This window comes from Bacillus cereus group sp. BfR-BA-01522 (assembly GCF_022662635.1).
GTDB classification, from domain to species: Bacteria; Bacillota; Bacilli; order Bacillales; family Bacillaceae_G; genus Bacillus_A; species Bacillus_A cytotoxicus.
In genome coordinates this window covers 168,357-192,021 of the sequence record NZ_JAKUDY010000002.1, presented here as the reverse complement: position 1 = coordinate 192,021, position 23,665 = coordinate 168,357, and the positions used below count along the sequence as shown (strand labels likewise).

The following is a 23,665-nucleotide window of genomic DNA, read 5'->3' as shown; positions in this document are numbered from 1 at the left end:
ACATTATGCAGATGTTTTTGTATCGAGTACAGTACCATCTTGTAACACCAATTTTGGTGGTGCATTATTTGCTACTGTCTCTCTTGTTAAAATACACTTCTCGATATCTTTACGAGATGGAAGTTCAAACATGACGTCAAGCATTAAGCCTTCAATAATAGAACGAAGTCCACGAGCACCTGTTTTACGTTCAATTGCTTTTTTCGCAATCTCAATTAGTGCGCCTTCTTCAAACTCTAATTCAACGTCATCAAGCTCCAGTAATTTTTGGAACTGCTTTACAAGTGCATTTTTCGGTTTTGTTAAAATATCAACAAGAGCATCTTCATCAAGCGGCTCTAGGTTTGCAATAACTGGTAGACGACCGATAAATTCTGGAATTAAACCAAATCGTAACAGGTCTTCTGGCAATACGTGAGATAAAACATGCTTTTCATTTACTTCCGCATTTTTCTTCTCAGAACCAAATCCAATTACTTTCTCACCAAGGCGACGTTTAATAATTGGCTCAATACCGTCAAACGCACCACCGCAAATAAATAGAATATTCGTTGTATCAATTTGAATAAATTCTTGATGTGGATGTTTACGCCCCCCTTGAGGCGGAACGCTCGCTACAGTACCTTCTAAAATTTTCAGAAGTGCCTGTTGCACACCCTCACCAGATACATCACGCGTAATGGATGGATTTTCTGACTTACGTGCCACTTTATCAATCTCATCAATGTAAATAATTCCTTTTTCTGCTTTCTCAACATCATAATCAGCAGCTTGAATGAGTTTAAGCAAGATATTTTCTACATCTTCCCCTACATATCCCGCCTCTGTTAAAGATGTTGCATCCGCAATCGCAAACGGAACATTTAAAATACGCGCCAATGTTTGAGCTAATAACGTTTTACCGCTACCTGTCGGCCCAATAAGTGCGATATTACTCTTCGCCAATTCTACATCATCGATTTTACTGTTAGAATTAATGCGTTTGTAATGATTATATACCGCTACCGCTAGTGCTTTCTTCGCATTATCTTGCCCGATGACATACTCATCCAAAATTTCACGAATCTCTATTGGTTTCGGTACATCTTTGAATTCTACTTCTTCGTCTTTCGCAAGCTCCTCTTGTACAATTTCCGTACAAAGCTCAATACACTCATCACAAATATAGACACCTGGTCCTGCAACAAGCTTTCGAACTTGCGTTTGTGTTTTACCACAGAAAGAACACTTCAATTGTCCTTTCTCATCGTTAAATTTAAACATATTTTCACACCCCTTACAAAGTGCTAATATCTTGCCTTCGTATGTACACGATAAATGTATCGTATGTAAATACATATTATGTCACTACGTGGCGAGAAATACAAATAATATGATTAGTTATGTACAAATAAAAAGTTTTTAAAACTTTTGAAATATGTATATTCGACTTTTAAAGGTTCTTTTCCTTCCTCACCAAAAAGTTTTACAAATATATTCATATTTATAAAACAAGGCACGATTAAAATCGCGCCTTGTTATTTTATTATGCAGCTTTGCTATTGTCTACTAAGAAGTCTACAGCTTTACGAACTTTAAGATCTTCAGCTAGAGCTTCTGCGCTTCCAAGAGCTTGCTTAATAGCATCTACTGGCATATTGTACATTTCAGCCATTTTTTCAATTTCTGCATTTACTTCTTCTTCAGCAACTTCGATGTTTTCAGCTTTAATGATTGCTTCAAGAACAAGGTTGATTCTTACACGTTTTTGCGCATCTTCTTTCATTTGTTCTTTTAGCTTGTCAGCATCAGTACCTGTGAATTGGTAGTAAAGCTCAAGGTTCATACCTTGTTGGCTTAAACGTTGTTCAAATTCACGAACCATACGATCTAATTCTGTTTCGATCATAGCTTCTGGAATGTCGATTTCAGCGTTAGCAGCAGCTTTTTCTACCACTTCGTCACGCACTTTGTGTTCAGCTTCATGCTTTTTGCCTTCTTCTAAGTCTGTGCGAAGTTTTGCTTTTAACTCATCAAGAGTTGCAACTTCTTCGTTCACATCTTTAGCGAACTCGTCGTTTAACTCAGGAAGTTCTTTTGCTTTGATTTCATGAACTGTTACTTTGAATGTTGCTGGTTTTCCAGCAAGTTCTTCTGCATGGTACTCTTCTGGGAATGTTACTTCAACATCTTTAGACTCACCTGCTTTAAGACCAATTAATTGCTCTTCAAAGCCTGGGATGAATGTACCAGAACCGATTGCTAGAGAGTAGTTTTCACCTTTTCCACCTTCGAATGCTTCGCCATTCACGAAACCTTCAAAGTCGATTACAGCTGTATCACCGTTTTCAACAGTTCCATCTTCTTTCACAACTAGTTCAGCTTGACGCTCTTGTAAAGCTTTTAATTCGTTCTCTACATCTTCGTCAGTTACAGTTGTGTCGATTTTTTCTACTGCTAAACCTTTATACTCGCCTAGTTTCACTTCAGGTTTTACAGTAACTTTCGCAGTGAAAACAAGGTTTTCATTTTTTTCGAACTTCTCGATGTCAATCTCAGGATGAGCAACTGGGAAGATACCAGTTTCATCGATTGCTTCACTGTATGCTTTTGGTAAGATGATGTCTAATGCATCTTGGTATAAAGATTCTACACCAAAGCGTTGTTCGAATAACGGACGAGGCATTTTACCTTTACGGAAACCTGGTACGTTAATTGTTTTTACTACTTTTTTGAACGCAGCGTCAAGAGATTTGTTAACTTCTTTAGCATCAACTTCGATTGTTAATACGCCAACGTTACCTTCTAATTTTTCCCATTTTGCAGCCATTTATTCTTTCCCTCCAACTATAATAATGTATGCACATACCTCTATAGATTAAAATTCCATTATTCCTTTCTTTAGAAACAACGAGAGCGCTACACCCAATGAGTGCAGGCATTTTTATCTTCGAGCAAAAGCTTTCAGATACATCGCTCTAATCTATTCGTTGTTTACAAAAAACAACTAAGGTATATTTTGTTCGAGAATAATATGAGACATATTAAGTAAGAGAAGTATCCTTCTCTCCTCTTACAAACAGGCAGACTTCAGCCTTTTGCAACCCTTACATTATAACATAGAATATTCTCGTTTCAATAACTGAACAATTCTTTTTCATAATTATACAGGGAAATATCCTTCCTTCTCAACACGTAAAAACCATTGATAGGCAATATGAAATTCCTCTAAATGAATATGATACACTTTCATGAGTTCCTCTTCATCGACGATTAACCCGAAACGTTTTCTTCCTATTCTCTCTAAAACAGCTGCCCAAACTTTTGGGTTATTCATTAATAGAGGGAAAGGAAAAATGCTCGTTTGCATCTCTCTCCAATATGTAATAATTGTCTTAAATATATCAGGGTAATCATTTTCTAATCGATTCGATAATATATGTATAATCTTTTCAGATTGCTCTTCATCATGACCTACCTGTGCCGGAATAACTGTAATTGTTTCACCGAATTTCTCTACTTCTACCTCTTTTTCCATTTTATTTTCTACCATCTTATATAAAATAGAAGTTTTCAAATAAGGGTGCTGCTTGTCATCCAAAAGAAACTTCTGTAAAGCAGGTAGCGCCTTATCAAGATCCTTTAATAAAAGACCATTAATCGCTCGCAACTGCTGCCCGAAGTTATCTGAAAATAGTTCATTTGCAAATTCGTTCAATTCAAAATTAGAACCTATCGGAGGCAGTTCTTCCCCACCAAGCATACCTTGTGCAAATAAAGCAAGCTGCGCTAATTTCTCTTTTTGTTCCGGGAGCAGTTCTTTCGTCTGCAGCACTTCTTCAACCGTTTGAATGACACCTTCATAATCATTTGTTTGCACTAAAATCGTTACATATGTTTCAAGGATATCCCCAAACAAAACTGTTCCTGTTTCCAGCAACTTCTCACATTGTTTTTTAGATTCTTCGATTCGTTTTAATTCTAGTAAACAAATTACCGAGGCCAATTCTGTTTGTTCTGTTTCTGCATTATACTGACGTAATATTTCAAAACAACGCAACGCCTCTTCAAATTCCCTTTCTTTTAGCGCCAAAAAACCTTGATCAATATAGCGCTCTGACAACTGCGGAAACAATACGACCGTATTTTCTTTTTTATCCATACGTTCGCCTCTTTTTTTTTAGATTTTTAGTCTCTTCAAAGTAAATATATCAAATGAAGAATCAGAACACAACATTCGAAACCTCTTTGTTCGAAATATAAAAATATTCTTTTTTTACATTTAAATCTACTAAATAAACAAAAGAAATACTGATTTTTCATGCGGTAAACATCCTCAACAACTACCGCAGAAGATTTTAAATTACTGGAAAGCACGAGTAATTGTAGGATAGATAAAAAGAAGAATGACCTGAAGAGCAATAACTGCCATCACAATTATGCTAAAAAAGAAGATCGGTTTACTTTGCTTCACTAAAAACATAATAATCAGCATAATGAAAGCAAGCAAACATAGAAAAAATAAACTTGTGGTCGAACTTAATATACCAACTGGAACAAATAACAATAATATAACACTACCAATACCTATCATTCCAAATAACCATTCCATTCATCTACCCATTCCCTTCCCCTTCTCATATAAACATATTTCTTCTACGCTACTAAATGTTTCACAACCTCAATGACACTCATTAACTTTTCATACGCAACAAAGCCAAATGCCACTGTTAAAGTCGTTACGATTAATCCTTTCATGTTTTTTCCTCCTCGATTCATCTTTGTTACCTTTATTATAAAAAGACTGACAATTTGTTACCATCGAACTTCCTTACACTTACCTTACAGAAGTGTAAGATTTCATCATGTAACCGATAGAAATGATAAAAAAGGGAAACTGCTACCCTTCATTTGTTTACAAGCATTTTATGTATACTTACTTTGTTATGCGATTCATCACGTATGATAACACTTCATCATACACTTGTTTTTCCTCTCGTATCATTATATCTTCAGGAAATGACGCATTTTTCGTACATAGTGTCACCTTATACTGTAGGTCGAGTTCATACGACTTCAGCATCCAATCTTTTGATTCTGTTTCCTCAGCAATAATACTCGCCCGTTCAAAATCAATTGTAAAAGAGTTTAAAGGAATAGACAGTCCCTTTCCAATAGCCTTTATATAACTTTCTTTTGCTGTCCAATATTCAAAAAAACACTCTAATTGTTTCTGTTCATTTTGTAACATCAAATTTTCGTATTCCTTTTTCGAGAAAACATGTTTTGCTATATCAAGATCAATCCGCTCAACTTTTTCAATATCCACTCCGATAGACATACCATCAAATGCACATACCACCCATTCACCAGCATGGGAAATATTAAAATGGAAAAAATCTAGGCCTTGTAAAAACGGTTTTCCATAGGCATTATTTAAAAATATAATCTCATCATTATTCATTTCTACTTGTTTCAGAACTTCTAATCTAATAATTAACTCCGCTACAAGAGATCTGCGAACATCTTTCATATTTCTATATTGTTTCAATTTACTGCGCTTTTGTTGATTTACAAAAGACAAAATAATCTCTAAATCTATCATAGGAACATCTTCAGTTAATTGAACGGCTATTAATTTAGAAAGTTTCAACAGTAACTCCTCCCTACTATCGGATCCACTCTTTTATTTGTTCAACACAAACAGCATTCTGATAAGGCTTCATAAGAGGGAAACTATGATAAGAAGTATTTTGATTTCCTATATATCGCAATGAATTATGAAGCGTCCCCCCTGGACCTAAGTCAAGAAATACGGCATCAGAACATATTTTCTGCAGCGTACATATCGCTTTACAAAAATAGATTGGCTTTCTCGTAACCTCCCATAAGTAATCAGATGATATTTCTTTCTTCATTTGTCCATCTACCGAAGAAACTAACGGAATATTCACTTTATTATATTTTATTTTGCTCAAGAATTTCTTATATTCATTTGCTATTACCTCCATGGAAGTCGAATGAAATGCATGAGAAATAGGTAACTTATAATAGTTTATATTATGTAATCTTAAAAATTGTTCTATCTCTTTCATATTCTGTTTCACTACAGATATGACAAAATGATGATTCGATTGTATTCCTGCCAAATCACTTCGGCAATATAAATAATCTGTCTCGTAAAACAAACTCACATCTTCTTGAATCAACAACATATTTCCTGGTTCACAATCTCTTTCTACCAGTTGCGCCTGTTTTAACACACATGCTAGCGCTGATTCTGGTGTCATTACTTGAGATACAGCCAATGCAGTAAATTCACCTAAACTCGTTCCCACTACATAATCAGGCTTAATACCACTTTCGATTAAAAAGCGAGCTAACGCATATTCCACTATGAATATAGACGGATGCGTCAGCATTGTTTCTGTAAACGAATGTGCTACTTGCTTTGTACCATATAATTCTTCTACAGCTGATTTCCCAATCCAATCTTGTACAATTCGATCGAAGTCCATGACGATTTCTTGAAAGCGATTAAAACGAAAAAATAATTCCTTTCCCATTTGATAGTATTGAGAGCCTTGTCCTGAAAATAGAAAAACAACCTTTTTTTTTATCTTCTCATCTAAATTATAAATCATATTATCGTTTCCTTTCTCCTTACCGCTCTATGAAATAAAACTGCTATCATTCCAGGTGACTTTGTATTCTAGAATATAAATAATGAATAGCAACATAGGTACTATTCTATATACGCTATGTCGCTATCCAATCACAATATTTGATCCTTATTGAATTATGTTTCCAAATAACATGACTAAGTCATGATTGAGCTGTTTCATATTTTTACTTTTTTCAGAATCCTGTACAGTTTCATCTAGATGAAGTGGAACTAATTTATGCACATCTCTTTCAACTAGATTACTCTTTTGGTGTAACTCCGTATTAGAAAGTGCTTCTTTATATATGTTTTCATCTTCGAACGTAACTTTGTACATTTTATTTTCGAATGGATATGTTGGTAACGGTATTCGGTTCTCATTTCCTTCAAAAAATGCAACTGAATTATAGTTCACACCTAACGTATAAAGTTTAGCCATACACAAAAGAAGCTCATGTACCGAATCAGAAACTTTGCCTATATCCATTGATATTAATCTTCCTTGCAAATCACTCTTACTTATTCCGCATTGAATCACAACATCATTCTTATCTACATATTCGGCAATATCCTTTGTCGTTATCGTATACTGCATATCTGTCATACATAAAGATTTTAAAATATCCGTATGCTCTTTATGGATAATTCCCATCGGAGTTATAATCGTATATTTATATTCTGTATCGTTTCTATTTTGCAAAATTTCACTTGTTAGATTTTTATTCCCTTTAATAAATTGGATTGCCGCTTCTACCGTAATGATTCCTGTGCACGCAGCCCCAACAAGAATCCCAATTCCTTCACACACGAAACTTTTAGGCTGTATTCCAGAATGCAACAACAATTTTCCAATCGCATATTGACACGAAAAACTTTGTATTTGTCGATAAGAAGTACTATTTTCATTCTCTTCCGTTTCAAACACATCTAAACACTTTTTATACGCTGCGTGAAAAATAGAAAATGTATCATTCAATTGCTTTATATGTGCTTTATCCAAGCATAATGTACCATCAAATAGAAAATGAGTTGTCATTCGTTTATTTGGATTTGAACGACCTTTTATCACTTCAGAGCGTTCTCTTCCCATTTCAATCGCTTCTAAAACGGAATAAAGATGTTCCTTCGATTTAATCACCGTTGCTACTTTGCACGATAACTCTTTTTGCGAACTATTCATAGAATAACAAACTTCGGGAACACAAAGATCTGGATTCTGCTTTATATGTTCTTTTAAACGCATTGCAACGTTTTGGATTACCTTCTCTGTTCTTCCAGTAAGCAGCAATAAAGAAGGCCTTTTCATTTCAGGTACAGAATGATTCACTTTTCTTTGCAAAATTGGTGCCTCTTCAAGGATAACGTGAGCATTTGTCCCACCAAACCCAAAAGCATTTACACCCGCTCGTAGCGGATGATTTTGTTTCTCGTCACCCCAAATTTGAGGTTGTTTCGCTACTACATAAAACGGTGAATGTTGAAAATCTAAATTTGGATTTGGCGTATCATAATTGACTGTATGCGGAATCACTTTATGTTTCATCGCAAGCGCTACTTTAACAAGGCTAACAATCCCTGCTGCTGAAAGCATATGACCGATAGATGATTTGACAGATCCAATCCCACAAAAACCTTCTTTATCTGTAAAAGTACGAAAAGCGCGAGTCATCCCCTCTACTTCAATTGGATCTCCTAATGGTGTTGCCGTTCCATGCGTCTCAATATATGAGACTGTTTCTGGATGAACATTCGCATTCAAATATGCGCTTCGAATCACTTCTGCCTGTCCTTGAGGTCTCGGTGCTGTAATGCCTTGAGAACGTCCATCGTTATTAATAGCCGATCCTTTAATAACAGCAAATATATGATCCCCATCTTCCATTGCCTGCTCTAATGATTTCAGAAGAACTGCCCCTGCTCCTTCCGATAAAACCATACCATTTGCCCTTGCATCAAAAGGATAACAGTTTCCATTGGATGATAAGGCTGTCACTCTACTCAAACTAACAAATGGCGTAGGTGATAAGTTTAAATTCACACCTCCTGCTATCGCCATATTCGTTTCACCTTGTCGTATACTTTGACATGCATGATGAAGAGCAACAAGAGAAGACGAACAAGCGGTATTTACAATCATGCTTGGTCCCGTTAAATTTAAACAATGGCTAACCCTTGCAGCGACCTCATTCAATCCATTTCCTGCAATTGCATCTGCCACTAGTTGTCCAGGCTCTAATATACGTACCATCTGTTTAAGAAGATTTTGGCGATCTGACAGAGGAAGATGTGCAAAAGTGTTCTCTTTCTCTAATACATCTTTCATCATCATGTAATAACGATATCCAATAAAGTGCTCCATATACGTATTCTGTTCGCATCCGACAAACACACCGATCTGATTTGTTCGATGCTTTCCACCATAACCCGCTTGTTGCAAAGCTTCCCAAGCAACTTGCATAAAGATTCTTTGTTGTGGATCAGTTGCTTCCGCTTCTTTCGGGGACATGCCGAAGAATAACGGATCAAAGTCATATGGTCTCTCAATAAACCCACCGTGTTTAGAGTAAGTTTTATGCAATATCCCTTGATCTGAACTATAATGATATTCTTTTCTCCAACGATCCTCTGGAACCTCTTGAATCATACATTCCCCTTCTCGTAATATCTTCCAGTATTCTTCTAAATTATTTGCCCCAGGTATTCGAACACTCATACCAATAATTGCGATATCTTTTACCGATTCTTCATCTTTACCTATCTTTTCTTTCTGCCTCACTTCTACCTTTTCTTGACGATTTACTGCATACGTTTTTTCAATATATTCAGCTAGTGCTTCTGGGGTTTGATATTCAAATAATAAAGTAGGATATAATTCTGTATTTAATTGTTTTCCAATTTCCGCAATCACTTTCGTAGCTTTTAATGAATCAATCGATAACTCCAAGAAATTCTTTGTAACTTCAAGACTTTCAGCATCACAATTTATTTCTGCCGCAATTACTTGATACACAATTTCTTTTATTTCTTTTGCAGTTTTATAGCGAACAGGATGTGCAGGCTCATTGGAAGGAGATAATACGACCACCTTTTCTGCTACATTGTTTGCTACACAATCTTCCTGCCGATCGAGAATATGAACAACACTTTTCCCCTCATATTGCAGCACTTCAAAAAATGCTTGCGTTCCGCCTTCTGATGAAAGCGGATTTAGTTTTTGCGCTTTTACTGCAAGAGCAGATAAATCCCCAAACATTTCTGACAACCCTTTATCAGCCCATAAAGAATAATTTATAGATAACGAACGACCAGGTGCACCAGTATTCTTTCTATACTGACTATAACCATTTAAAAAAGCATTCGCTGCTGCATAGTCCCCTAAATTTGCCGCCCATATCTTTTTAGATGCTGAAATAGAAGATAGTGTTACAAAAAATTTCAATGGTTCTTGTCTTGTTACCATATCGGCTATGATTGTGCCCTGTACCTTTGAAGACATCACTTGCTGGATGTCGTTTAAATCTTTACTTAAAAGTTTACCTGCAGAATGATGAATAGTTCCCGCAGCATGTACAACACCATGTATAGAACCATACAGTTGCTTAACAGCTTGTATCATTTCTTTCATTTTTTGTTCATTTGTAACATCTACTGCAAAGTATTCAACTTTCGCTCCTTGATTTTCTAAATCTTGTATTACATTTATTTTACTTACTACTTTCGAACTCAAATTTCCCTTCTTCCACTCTTCTCTAGAAGGCAGTTGCTCTCTTCCTGTTAAAACCAAATTCACTTTTGCTTTTTTAAAAAAAGCGCGTGCAATCTCTCCACCAATATGCCCCGTTCCTCCAGTAATGACATATGTTTCATTATCTTGTATTGTAATTTCCTGTTTCTTACTAGGCACAATTCTTTCTAGTTTTCGAACAAAGCGTTTACCACCTCGAATCGCAACAATCGCTTCTTCCTGTCTACCCATACTTAATTCGCGTACAATGAGTTCTGCTAATTCTGCAAATTTATTCTCATATGCCCTGTTGTCTACATCCAATATACAACTGCTAAATTCACTATTTTCTTGATCAATTACCTGCCCAATTACCGCAGATATAGATTGCTGCGGTTTTTGAATTTCCTCATCCTGTAACACGGCAAAGGCTCTATCTGTAACAACTATAAATTCTACATTCTTATATGCTTTTATCTTTAAAGCTTTTGCCATCAATATAATGCTATAAGATGTTTGAAATAACGCACTTTCATCTTGAAGAAATAATGTTGGAGTTACACTTTCTTTTGTACCATTCCATAAATGAATAATAGAGATACTATCCCCTTGTATATGCTGTAACATCATCATATAATCTTCGATGCTTTCAGGACGAATTGTAAAACGTGTATCTCCATCATAGTGAAATTCATTACCAGGAATGACCACATAAACCGAAGTATTAATCTGCTCCAAAATACCACATACTTCTTTTCCTACCTGTTGTTCATCGTCGAAAACAAGAATAGAGCCTCGTTTGTCATTTTCTATATAAAGAGGTGTTTCCATCTCCCATTTCCATTCATAAAGCCAGTCCATAAAACGAAGTTCTTCTCCAAAATCCGGTTTAAAAATCTTGTGTTCAAATGGATAAGATGGCAATATAACCCGTTCATTCCCATAATCCTTCATAAATGTTTTCCAGTCTATATTTACACCTAGCGTGTACAATTTACTCACTGCATTGACATATACATCCCAATTTTCTTTTTTTCGTTCAATCATCGAAATAAGACATTTGTCTTTATAAGAAATAAGGCCGTTTGCCATACTGGTCAATACTTTATCAGGACCTGCTTCCACAAAAATATTAATTCCTTTATCAAGGACATATTTCATACTTTGCTCAAATTTCACAGTTCCAAGAATATGCTCTAGCCAATATTCCGGATGAATTGGTTGGCTTATATACTCCGCTGTAACATTAGAAACAATAGGAATTTTCGGTTTATTAAATGTAATTGCACTTAATTCCTTTTTAAATGGCGCTAGCATCGTTTCCATGAGCGGTGTATGAAATGCCTGTGAAACTTTTAATTTTTTAAATACAATCCCTTTCTTCTCAAGCAAACTTAAAAACTTCTCCATCGCTTCCGCTTGTCCTGAAATGACTTGATGCGTAATATTATAGCCAGCAAACCATAAAGAATCTTTAAATGGTTCTAGCAACGGTTCAATTGTAGCGATTGAACTAAATATAGCTGTCATTGCGCCAGTTGTTTGAATTTCATTCATCAACTCCCCTCTAATCGCTACAAGCCTTGCTGCATCTTGCAACGTAATCATTTCTGATAAACAAGCAGCCACCCACTCACCTACACTATGACCTAACATACACGCAGGCTTCACACCTAAATCTAAAAGTAATTTTCCAAGAGCATAATCGATTGTAAATACAACTGGTTGCGTAATATGAGTTTGAGCAAGTAGAGACTCATTTGCTTCTACATATAATAAGTCCACAATACTTTGATTTAAAATAGGATAAAATGCTTCCGAACAATCATCTACATATTTTTTAAACCGTGGAACAAGTTTATATAACTGTCTCGCCATTCCTGCATACTGTGAACCTTGACCAGTAAACATGAGCGCAACTTTAGGAGATGCTTGCACCATCGTATTGTCTAATGAACTATTTTTCAATTTCTCTATTAAATCATCTATTGAACTTGCGATTACAGAATAACGATGCTTCAAAGGTGTCCTTGTTACATTTTCTGTATAACATACGTCCCCTAAAGAATATTCGTAAGAGTCTTCTAAACACGCAATAAGGTTTGTCACTTTTTGTTGTAATGCAGATTCACTATGAGCAGATAAACATAATACATGTTTTGGAAGCTCTATCGCTTGATTTACTTTCACTTCTTTTGTTTCTGATGCTTCCTCTACAATTAAATGACAATTTGTTCCACCAAATCCAAACGAGTTAATTGCAGCTCTTCTCGGAACCCCTTTTTCCTTACTCCATTCTTTCGGCTCATCTAATAAATAAAATGGCGTTTGTTCTAATTTAATCATCGGATTTGGAGTAAAGATATTTATATTCGGTGGCATTTTGCGATACAGTAGTGACATAATCACTTTTATGAAACTTCCAATTCCTGCTGCTCCTAGCAAATGTCCGATATTTGCTTTTACAGAGCCGATTGCAATGGATTGTTGGCCTACATTCCATTTACGAAATGCAGTATCAATCGCACGCACTTCACTCGGATCACCAACCCGTGTCCCTGTACCATGTGCCTCAACATATTGAATTGTTTGAGGACTGATTTCATTTTCCACATACAACGACTCAATAACTTCTCTTTGTCCATCTGGATTTGGCGCCATAACTCCAATAGAACGACCATCGTTATTAATCGTACTCGCTTTTATAGTCGCTAATACTTTATCTCCATCTGCCTTTGCTTTCTTTAAAGTCTTTAACATAACAAGACCCGCTCCCTCACCAGGAACAAATCCGTCCGCTTGTTCATCAAACACCATGGAACGCCCGCTGGAAGATAATGCTCCTGCATGGCTAAAAAATATATATGGAGCTGGCGTTAACAATAAATTAATACCACCAGCAATCGCAACTTCACATTCCCCTCTTTTTAACGACTCATATGCCATATGAAGAGTGACTAATGATGAAGAACACGCTGTATCAACAACCATACTTGGACCTTTAAAGTTAAATTCTTGCGATGTACGTGCTGCAATCATATTTAAAATGTTATCTACTAAAATATTAGGATGCGCTGCCATGATTCCAAATTTCTTTTTCCACTCATTCATAATAGCTTCTTGTTGCACTTTCGGAAGAGCCTTAAAACTATCGAACGTTTGTAAGTTTTGACGATTTAACGTACTTAAATGGTATTCATAGTAAGAATTCATACCTGCTCCAATAAAAAGCCCCACTTTTTCTCCATCAACCATCTGCGTCGTATAACCAGCTCTTTCTATCAATTCATATGTGAGTTCAAGAATCATACGTTGCTGCGGGTCCATAATAGCTGCCTCTTCTTCTGATATGTTAAATAAACTCGCATCAAATGCATACGGATTTTGAATAAAGGCCCCTTTACGGCAATACGTCTTTCCAAATTGAGGAATTTGATTATAATAATCCTTTACGCTCCATCGATCAGATGGTATTTCTTTAATGCTGCATTTCCCCTGAACAAGGTTTTCCCAAAAAGCTTCTGGAGTTGAAGCATCCGGAAAACGACACGATAGAGCAATAACAGCAATATCACCTTCATATTCTTCTGACATTTTCCGAGAAGAAACCTTTACCTTTCCACTCTCAATCCCTTCATTCCCTTGTACAACTTTCACAATATACTCATCCATTTCATTCACTGTACGACAATTGATTAAAATATCATGGCTGAGAGTTAATGATAATTCATCTTCAAGATAGCCTAGTATTTGAATAGCTTTAATAGATGTACCACCTAATGATAAGAATGATTCATTATACGGCGTATGCTCCAAAGGAATCTCTAAAACTTCCGACCATATTTCTCGAATTTTCTCTGCATACTTACCAAACTCCATAGTCTTTTGTTTCTCTTTCTTTTCTTGTTTTTCTACTATATTTTCATCTTGTAATCCGACACTTAAATCCGTTCTACTAAGCACTTTCCCTTCGTATTTATTGTTTTTAAATGCGTCAATTAATACGAAACGTTGTACTTTACCGCTGGTCGTTTTCGGTATAGAAGGCGTTAAAACTACGTAGTCAATCGGGATTCCGATCAGTTCATTCACACGACTAACAATTTTAGAATATATTTTGTTCGTGTCTTTTTGTTTAATAGGAAGACTCGAAAAAAGAGCCACTTTATCTTTCTCTTCTTTTTCATCGTGCCAGCCGCAAATTGCAATGCGACCAGGTTTAACCCCTTCTATCTTTTCAATTATTCCCTCTATATCATGAGCGTAAAAATTTTGACCATTCACAAAAATAATATCTTTAATTCGTCCTACTATTGTAAGTCTATCATTCAGTAGAAAACCCGTGTCCCCCGTCTTTAACCATCCATCCTGGATTGATTCTTTTGTAACACGATCATTATATATATACCCATCTGTTACATTTTCACCATATATTTGCACTTCGCCCACTATTCCTTCTGGGACAACATTTCCAACTTCATCCACAATACGAATTTTCATTCCTGCTACAGGAGAACCTTCTTCAACTAACAACATCGCTTGCCGATCTGTTTCTAGACATTTCTCTACCCTCGATTCTGAAACTAGCGTTTTACGGTTTATACAATTCACGAAAGGTTCATCATTCCACTTTGGAAAACTGACAGCTAAACAAGCTTCCGCCATCCCATAAACTGGAAACATTGCTTCTTTTCTTAAATGACATTGTTTCAATTTACTCATAAATTCACGCATTAACGAAACGGAAATAGGCTCTGCTCCATTAAAAATTAATCGCAAAGATCGTAAATCCCACTTCTTAAACTGCTCTTCCTTTGCTCTACTTAACAGTAAACGATATCCAAAATTAGGAGAACCAGTGAGTGTAATACGATGTTTTGTTATATAATCCAGCCATAAATTTGGTCTTTTGACGAATTTCATCGGACTCATATTAAACTGATGAATCCCTTTTGCTGTTGGTACTAAATGAAAACCAATTAACCCCATATCATGATGATAAGGCATCCAACTAAACGATTTATCTTCATGATTGAGATGAATTCCTGCTATCATTGCCTCTATATTTGTTAATAAATTTCGATGCGTTAAAATAACACCTTTCGGTACACTCGTACTTCCCGAGCTAAATTGAATAAAGGCAGGTGTATCAGAAGGTGCAAGATTGATTTCTCCTCCTTCATTCGCACTATACAATGTTGATATCGAAAGAAATTCCATTCCTTTTACCGCTAGAAGCGATTCAATCTTTTCATGATGATTCACGACATGATCATCCGATAAAATAACCGGTTTCTCTAATAAATTCCATACAACAAATAATTTATCCAAAATCGAATTTTTCATCTTCAGCGAAGTCGGATAAACAAGTGGTACAGGTATAATCCCTCCGAGTATACATGCCCAAAATGATATAATAAAATCACGACTATCTTCCAATACCAGCATGACATGTTGTCCTTGCTGAATCCCTTTTTTCTGCAATCCACCAAGGCATCGTACCGCACGATTTAAGAGAGATTCATAGGATAAAAAATCCTCAACTCCATCGTTTTGAATAAAGGTAATTCCACTATCTTTTCTTTCATCTGCTGCTTCCATTAACAATCGCCCAATATTTTCTTTTTTATATAATTCCCCTTCGATATTTTTTCCAATTGCTATAGATAACTTACAATTCTTCTCCCTTTTAACTCGCTTCATTATGATTCGCTCCTTCTGATCAACCATTTTTATTTATATAGAACTCAAAAATCTTTCATAAATATATGACTGTTTGTATCTTTCTTCATCGTAACCACCCAAATAAGAAGCACTATAAAAAGCAATAAACATAAACTAAATATATGCTCGTTCCCAAGCACTCTCATAATAACCGCTGAAAGAAACGGTCCAATTGTAGAACCTAAACCATATGTGATATTAAATAGAGCTGTCCCCGATGGCAACTCCCGTTCATTCAAACGTTGAATAGATAAAGCCCACGTTAATGGATATAAAGGCCCTATCGCAAACCCTGCAAGAAATGAAAATATTAATTTACTCACTAAATCATCGTAAACAAGAATTCCTAACACAACAAAAATTGCAATAAACAGACAAATCGCCAAACATTTTCCCCTTCCTATTTTGTCTGCGACATATGTGATTGGAATTGCACCAATAATACCTCCAACTACAAAAACACCTAATGCATATCCTATTTCAGAGAGGTTAAAGCTTTGGGATAACAAAAACATTGGATATAAAGTAATCAATGTCGTTTCAGAAAAACCATAAGTAAACGCTCCCAATAACGGTAATTTAATTCTTGACATCACCTTTTCTTCTGGATAAGCTGCTAGTAAAAAGAAACCCTTCAGCTTGCTATAGATGAGCAACGCTCCCATCCCTAAGGACATGCTACCAATTAGAAACGGCAACCATGCTTTATATTGATACATAATCGGCCCAAAAACTGAGCTAACAACCAATCCCATAGCAAAAGAGAATGTATACAATCCACTAACCGCTGCACGAATATCTTCTTTTGTTACTTTTTGCAAACCTGTTTGTATACCAACTAGATTGAAGCTAATCCCCATCCCCATAATGGACATCAATAGAAACCATAGAAACACACTTGTTACAAAAGGAAATAAAACTGATCCTACACTGGCACATAATAACCCTATCACTATCGTAAAGTGAATGTCTTTCCCTCGCATCTTACGGTCTAAATAAAGCGAACCAAGAGCAATGAATAGAAAAAAAGAAGAGGACACTGCTCCAACCCCTATATTCCCTATATGATGGTGTACCATATGTGTAGTAGCAAGGGGAGAAATCATCCCCATGGCTACACCTATAAACAAAGCTATCCCATAAATCAACCATTTTTTCTCATCGAAAAACCTACTATATTTCTCTCTCATTTTGAGTATTCCCCTTTTATTTCAAATAAGTTCCTCTCTCACACCGTATACTCATAAACTTTGAGATTATTTATTCAATATCGCTTTAAGCATTGGAATTTGTTCCGATCCAAACCAATACATATCTTGTTTCCCATAAACTCGAATGGATTCTCCCGTAATACAATCTGATTGTGCAGATGCTAAGAACTTTACTGTTTCAGCAACCTGTTCAGGCGGTATCGCTTTATTTTTAAATGCTTTCGGTGCCATATCTGTATTCACTAAAGATGGACAAACCGCATTCACCTGAATATTATATGGCTTCATTTCTTCCGCTAACGATTTCGTTAATCCTAGGACACCATGTTTCGAAGCTGCATATGCACTCATAAACGGATAACCAATAAAGGAGGAATCAGATCCTATATTAATGATTTTCCCGCATTTTTGTTCTATTAAATATGGGATAGTTGCTCTGCACATATGGTACGTTCCAAAAACATTGACCCGAATAATTTCTTTCCACTCTTCAGATGTAACATCTGTTACACTTCCTACTTTTGTAATACCAGCATTATTTACAACAATATCTATTTTTCCAAATTGCTTACTAACCGTCTTTACAATATGTTGAACATCATTCCATTCACCAATATCTCCCGGGATAACAAGCGGTTCTATACCCAGCTTCCGAATTTCACATGCTGTTTCATCAAGCTGATGCTCCGTTCGAGATACAATTGCAACACTTGCACCTTCCTGAGCCATTGAAATAGCAATAGCTCGCCCAATTCCTCTTCCACCACCTGTAACAATCGCCACTTTATCTGCTAATAACCTTATTTCCCCAGAAGAATTACTCATAACCATAGGTGTTTGGTTTACCTTCGTTCCCGTATCTATCGTTGCTAGCATCATATCTAGCTGTTTCATATATTCTTCACCAAGTTTTCGAATCGTAGAAGAATGATACAAATTTTTCGAATATTCAATACAAACTTGTAATTTTCCTTCCACAATAGAAAAGAAAAATTCAATCATAGATATTCTTTTTTGCCCCGGCATTGAAAAGCGACGATCCATATTCTCTTTAGAAAATTCGAACACTTTAAAATCTGGCATATCCCGGTTTCCTAAATAGTTTGCTCGGATTGGTGTCAATTTCGTATCCGGATACATATAGGAAGGTAAATAAGGCGCAACGAGGTCATAACTAATTCCTCCCATTGGAACTTCATTCATATTATTTTTTATATTGTGGACAACTTCTAACCAAGTATCCTCTTTATTAATAGTTATACTTAGCGGATAATTGATAGCAAAATTACCAGGTGTATCAAAAAATATTTGTTGGTTTTCAACGTTTCTACCATGTGTCCGGTGACTTACAACAACTTTTGATTGATTATACAAACTGCTAAGCATTTTATATAATGGTGCAAGCAACATAGAATAAACGTTACTTTTAAAATAATCTTTTGCTTTTCCTAATAAGATAGCTGTCGCTGATTTCTCTATCAAAAAACTTTCCATACAAGTCGATTGTTCATCGTTTGTCCCTAAATTCAAATCTGCCGGAATATAAAAGGAATGTTCATGCATTGGGAATTGTCCTTTCCAATACTCCACATACTCTACAAGGTTCTCTTTCTTTTTCTCTTCTACTAATAAAACAAATTCTTTGTATGACTTTACAGTAGGCAGTTTCACTTCTTCATTACTTGATAAAAGTTGCCCATAAATTTGCCACATTTCTTTAAACAACAATTGATTCGTAATCACATCAGAAATTAAATGATGGCCAACTACCGTTATATCGTATATAGATTTAGACACTTTCATAATAATGACTCGTAATAACGGCCATTCTCCGATCTCAAATGTTTGAATGACTTCATCAATCAAATTTTTGAGAGATCGCTCTCGTTCATTCTCATCCATTTGTGTTCCGTCATATGTTTCTGCACTTATCGATATACCTTGCGGAAGTATACGTTGAACCCATCCACCATTCTCTTTCGTCACGACGCTTCGTAAAGCATCGTGACGGTTTACCAATATATTGAGTGCTTTGTTAAAAGTAGTAATATCAATATCTTGTTTATATAAAAACCTCGTATACCCCGTCCAGCGATACGGATGTTCAAAATAGTTCATCAACCACTGTTGTGCGGGACTTAACGGTATAACGTCATCTTTAGTAACAATTGCTGTTTCCGTCACAACAGAACTTACATCTTGTCGCATCTCCTTTTTCTTTGTTTGTAAGATACTTAACATCACTTTTCGGTCGAGTTTCCCATTATGATTTTTAGGCAAGCTTGATAAAAATTCTATACGATGAGGAATCATATAATAAGGGAGTTTTTGACCGATAAATCGTTTTAACTCTTGCTCCTCTAAACAATTTCCCACCACACAAGCAATGAGTTGTTTATGTTCCTCTGGACTATCCAGCGTCACCACTCCAACTTCTTTTACACTCGAATGACTGTGGATTACCGCTTCTATCTCTCCTAACTCTACTCGAAACCCTCTAACTTTCACTTGGTTATCAATGCGCCCATGATATTCTAAATTCCCATCAGGTCGCATTTTCACTAGGTCTCCAGTACGATATAAATAATCACCAGGAATTTCCGAAAACAAATTCATTTTAAATGCTTCTTTTGTTTTTGATGGGTTATTTAAATATCCTTTTGCCAATTGTATCCCACCAATCCAAAGTTCACCAATTATGCCTTTTGGAACTTCTCTCATATCCTCATCTAATATTTTGACGTGTACATTATTTAAAGGCTTTCCAATTAAAATACTATTTTCACTACCGTCCAAAATCTGATTGCCCTCAATAATATGGTATGTCACATCTATTGACGCTTCCGTTGGCCCATATAGATTCGCTAAGCCTGTACTTTCCCCGTATGTTTGCAGCCATTTTTTAATAACGGAAGCTGGTAATGCTTCACCGCTGAAAATGAGCCAGCGTAAATTAGGGAAATGATATGCTTTATCTTCAATAGAATGGATAAATTCTCCAAATAATGATGGTACAAAATGCATAACACTAATTCGCGTTTCTATAATCCATCTTGCCAAACGCCATGGATTTCTTACAACATCTTTATGAACAGGGCAAACTGTCCCACCAAACATAAGCGGCCAAAATAATTCCCAAATCGAAACATCAAAGCAGCATGATGTTTTTTGCGCAACTCTTTCCCCTAACTTCAACTTAAATATATCTTGATGCCAATTTAACCGATTCATGTAGCCACGATGTTGTAATACGACCCCTTTCGGATGACCTGTAGATCCCGAAGTATATAAAACTGTCATTATATCATCCGGATGATTGATACGCTCAATTTCTTGATGAGAATAACTCATCCATGTTTCTTTCTCTATTTGTTGTAAAGACATTTGTACATCTGTTTCCCAAGGATCTATATAAACAACTATATCCATCAACGTCTGTTTCTGTAGCAATTGAGAGATTTGTGTTTTGAAAGCTTGCTCACTTAACAAGATCTCGACCTTTGCATGGTTTAAAATATAATGGATGCGATTTAACGGATAAGATGGATCAAGCGGTACATATGCAGCACCAGATTTTAAAATCCCTAACATTCCAATTAACATATATGGACCAGGATTCGTCATGATTCCAATTAAGTCTCCCCGCTTGACTCCTTTCTCTCTTAAACAATGGGCCAAACGGTTCGATAGATGATCAAGCTCAGAATACGTAACTTTCTCGTCACCATACTCAATAGCAATAGCTTGTGGTGTTTGTTTACATTGTTCCATAATATGAAAATATGGAACTTCTACACTTTCTACAAGCTGACGCCCCTTTTTTTCACTAATGATTGAAACCATTTCACGTATCGTTCTGCATCCAAATATCTTTTCTTGATCACAATTTCCAAATTCTTTCTCTATCCGAGTGATGACACGAATTCGTTGTAAAGAATCCATTCCAAACACCACATCTAAATCTTTATCCATATCTCCTAACAAAATAGGTCTTGCACATACTTCTTCGACAATGTTACAAACTGCCCCCTTCACCTCAGCATCTTCATTTATAATGATCGGTTGCCGTATATTTTGATGAATGGATTGCGCATATGCAACAAGATCCTTTATGTTATAAATAAAAGCATCTATATATTCTCTTATAAATGATTCATTAAAAAAATCACCGTCGTAATTAGAAGTAATCATAATTTTCCCATGGAATAATTCCATTACATTATCAATTGCCCTGTAATTTGTACATGTATAAGCCTCATAATCATATACTTCCAAACCGCCATAGTTTTTCTTGAGATTCGTATTTCCTATAAAAGAAAAGTAAAGATTTGATTTCAACGTTGAACGAACAAACTGAGCCACTGTATCAGATAACTTTCCGTCCTGCAATTGAATATATTCCTTCGCTTCTTTGGCAGCTTTATGCGTTTGTGCTCGATCAATTCCCGATGTAACGTTTCGTTTCATTTCTGTATCTATTTTGTTGACAAATGTTTTCCAATCTGTATGTGTATAATCAAATGTCAATGCTAAATTTTGTGCAAATGCTCCTAGTACTCCCGTCGCATCAACGTTCGGGTATACTTTTCCACTTGTAGGTATATTCAAAATCAAATTCTTATTTTCCACGTCATATTGCTTAACCGTTTTTATATACGCGCTCAGCAATAAGGTAAACAGCGATGTTTCTAGCAATTTTGCACAAGTCATTAAAGAAGTTGTTAACTCTTCATCTAACCAAAATTTTTGCGTTTTCGTTGTTACTCCAGCAAACGGTTTTGTCATTGCTTCTTTACCAACTTGATACGGATTGAAAAAGTATTGCTCTCTCCCTTGATGGTTCAAAAATTGTTCAAGACGTTTTTGCTCTATTTCATCTACCCACTCATTCATTTGCGATACGATACGATTGTATTCAGATGCCGAAATAGATTCTGTTAAGCCACTAGGCGTGTGATGCACTTTAGCGCTATATAATTCTAATAGTTCTCTTATTATTTGTTGGTTTCCTATTCCATCTGAGATTGTATGATTGATTGAGAGGACTATTTCATATTCTTCATCTCTTGTTCGAATCACTTCAACGAAATGTAATGGCCATTGAAAAATATTAATCTTTTTATTTAGTGAGGTTTCAAAATGATGTTTGATTGCTTTCTTTTGCATGTCAACAGCAAGATGTCTGAGGTCTAATACTGGGATTTCAGGAAGTTCGATTTCTTTCACAATGTTTAAACAGTACTCTTTAAAACTTTCTGCACCTTGTTGTACCTGAAATACAGATTGCAATATTGGATGACGCCCTACTAATTCCTGCCAAGCTTGCTTTAAAAGATTTGTATCCAAGCTTCCTTTGACCTTTACCCCTGAAGAAATGGTAATCGTTGAGACAGCAAAGTAAGATATTAAAAATGGGTATTGCGCATGTATCATTTCAAGTGTGTCCACCTTTTCCGAGTTAGTATACCCAGAATTATGATTCAAAGGAACAGAAGTTGATAACTCACCTTTCCATTTGGTAAAAATACATGCGATATCGCCAATTGTTTGTAAATTCATAAGGAATTGTACCGGATGTTTCTCTGTGAAATCTTGTAGTTGTCCTTGTGGAATCAATTTCATCAATTCATTCATTAACGTAATCATTTTAATAGAATCTATTCCTAAATCACTTTCAAGATATAAACCCACATCTAGGTCAGCAACATTGTGTCCTGTTACATTCGATATAACCGAGAAAATAGAAGCAATCGTTTGCTCATCATATATGTTCGGTTCATCTATTTTTTTATGTTTATCATCGCTATCATTTATTTCTATTACAGAACTTATACTGCTGGACAAACCATTCGTTGCATGCTGTTCTGCTTTCCACTTCACCATAATATCTATAATGTCATGAATGGTTTGTAACGACATTAGCACTTGAATTGGATTTTTAGACATAAAATCCTCTACTTGTTCTTGTGGAATCAACTTAATTAGCTCATTCATTAATGTAATCATTTTAATAGAATCTAATCCTAAATCGCTTTCAAGATACATATCGGTATCTAAATCTTCTACACGATGCCCTGTTACATTTGCTATTAATTTATAAACCGACATTTTATCTTTCTCACTCAATCGATATACAGTCATATAAAACTCCTCCAGTTCTTCTATTTATGAATCTTTTCATATCTATACGAGTTGAAACAAATGTAGCAAATATAATATTTATATCAAAGCAAAACAACGTGCATTTTTCTTCTATCTCCTCCTTTCAAAGCCTTAGAAAATCTATGGATTTTTCTAAACAAAACGTGAAATTTCTTCATTCTTCACAAATGACACCTTTTATCATTTTATATATTTATAACG

Annotated in this window: 9 protein-coding genes; all 9 read right to left on the bottom strand. The window is 35.6% G+C overall.

What is annotated here, in order from left to right:
• Positions 1 to 3: 3 nt before the first annotated feature.
• Positions 4 to 1,263 carry an ATP-dependent protease ATP-binding subunit ClpX gene (clpX, locus tag MR059_RS03615; protein WP_012095645.1) on the bottom strand — a complete coding sequence of 420 codons (1,260 nt, stop codon included), beginning with the start codon at positions 1,261 to 1,263 and terminating at the stop codon, positions 4 to 6.
• 262 nt (positions 1,264 to 1,525) lie between these two features.
• On the bottom strand, positions 1,526 to 2,809 hold the full coding sequence (gene tig / locus MR059_RS03610; protein ID WP_012095646.1) for a trigger factor: 1,284 nt from the start codon (positions 2,807 to 2,809) through the stop codon (positions 1,526 to 1,528).
• A 333-nt stretch (positions 2,810 to 3,142) separates the two neighbouring features.
• On the bottom strand, positions 3,143 to 4,141 hold the full coding sequence (locus tag MR059_RS03605; RefSeq protein ID WP_012095647.1) for a hypothetical protein: 999 nt from the start codon (positions 4,139 to 4,141) through the stop codon (positions 3,143 to 3,145).
• A 201-nt stretch (positions 4,142 to 4,342) separates the two neighbouring features.
• A complete protein-coding gene (locus tag MR059_RS03600; RefSeq protein WP_012095648.1) occupies positions 4,343 to 4,591 on the bottom strand; it encodes a hypothetical protein in 249 nt (82 codons plus the stop codon).
• Between the two features lie 324 nt (positions 4,592 to 4,915).
• A complete protein-coding gene (locus tag MR059_RS03595) occupies positions 4,916 to 5,632 on the bottom strand; it encodes a 4'-phosphopantetheinyl transferase family protein (RefSeq protein WP_012095650.1) in 717 nt (238 codons plus the stop codon).
• A 16-nt stretch (positions 5,633 to 5,648) separates the two neighbouring features.
• Positions 5,649 to 6,623 (bottom strand): acyltransferase domain-containing protein, encoded by a 975-nt coding sequence (locus MR059_RS03590; protein ID WP_087095386.1) that lies wholly within the window; start codon positions 6,621 to 6,623, stop codon positions 5,649 to 5,651.
• Between the two features lie 147 nt (positions 6,624 to 6,770).
• The gene (locus MR059_RS03585) at positions 6,771 to 16,070 is read right to left on the bottom strand and encodes a type I polyketide synthase (RefSeq protein WP_012095652.1); all 9,300 of its coding nucleotides are present in this window, start codon (positions 16,068 to 16,070) and stop codon (positions 6,771 to 6,773) included.
• Between the two features lie 44 nt (positions 16,071 to 16,114).
• Complete coding sequence (locus MR059_RS03580) at positions 16,115 to 17,281, bottom strand: MFS transporter (protein ID WP_012095653.1); 1,167 nt, start codon at positions 17,279 to 17,281, stop codon at positions 16,115 to 16,117.
• A 66-nt stretch (positions 17,282 to 17,347) separates the two neighbouring features.
• On the bottom strand, positions 17,348 to 23,443 hold the full coding sequence (locus MR059_RS03575) for a non-ribosomal peptide synthetase (RefSeq protein WP_242161534.1): 6,096 nt from the start codon (positions 23,441 to 23,443) through the stop codon (positions 17,348 to 17,350).
• Positions 23,444 to 23,665 lie beyond the last annotated feature (222 nt).

Excerpts from the sequence above, each read along its gene's own strand:
- MR059_RS03590 (WP_087095386.1), bottom strand. The coding sequence starts at position 6,623 with ATGATTTATAATTTAGATGAGAAGATAAAAAAAAAGGTTGTTTTTCTA.
- MR059_RS03605 (WP_012095647.1), bottom strand. The coding sequence starts at position 4,141 with ATGGATAAAAAAGAAAATACGGTCGTATTGTTTCCGCAGTTGTCAGAG.
- tig (WP_012095646.1), bottom strand. The coding sequence starts at position 2,809 with ATGGCTGCAAAATGGGAAAAATTAGAAGGTAACGTTGGCGTATTAACA.
- MR059_RS03600 (WP_012095648.1), bottom strand. The coding sequence starts at position 4,591 with ATGGAATGGTTATTTGGAATGATAGGTATTGGTAGTGTTATATTATTG.
- MR059_RS03585 (WP_012095652.1), bottom strand. The coding sequence starts at position 16,070 with ATGAAGCGAGTTAAAAGGGAGAAGAATTGTAAGTTATCTATAGCAATT.
- MR059_RS03580 (WP_012095653.1), bottom strand. The coding sequence starts at position 17,281 with ATGAGAGAGAAATATAGTAGGTTTTTCGATGAGAAAAAATGGTTGATT.
- MR059_RS03575 (WP_242161534.1), bottom strand. The coding sequence starts at position 23,443 with ATGACTGTATATCGATTGAGTGAGAAAGATAAAATGTCGGTTTATAAA.
- clpX (WP_012095645.1), bottom strand. The coding sequence starts at position 1,263 with ATGTTTAAATTTAACGATGAGAAAGGACAATTGAAGTGTTCTTTCTGT.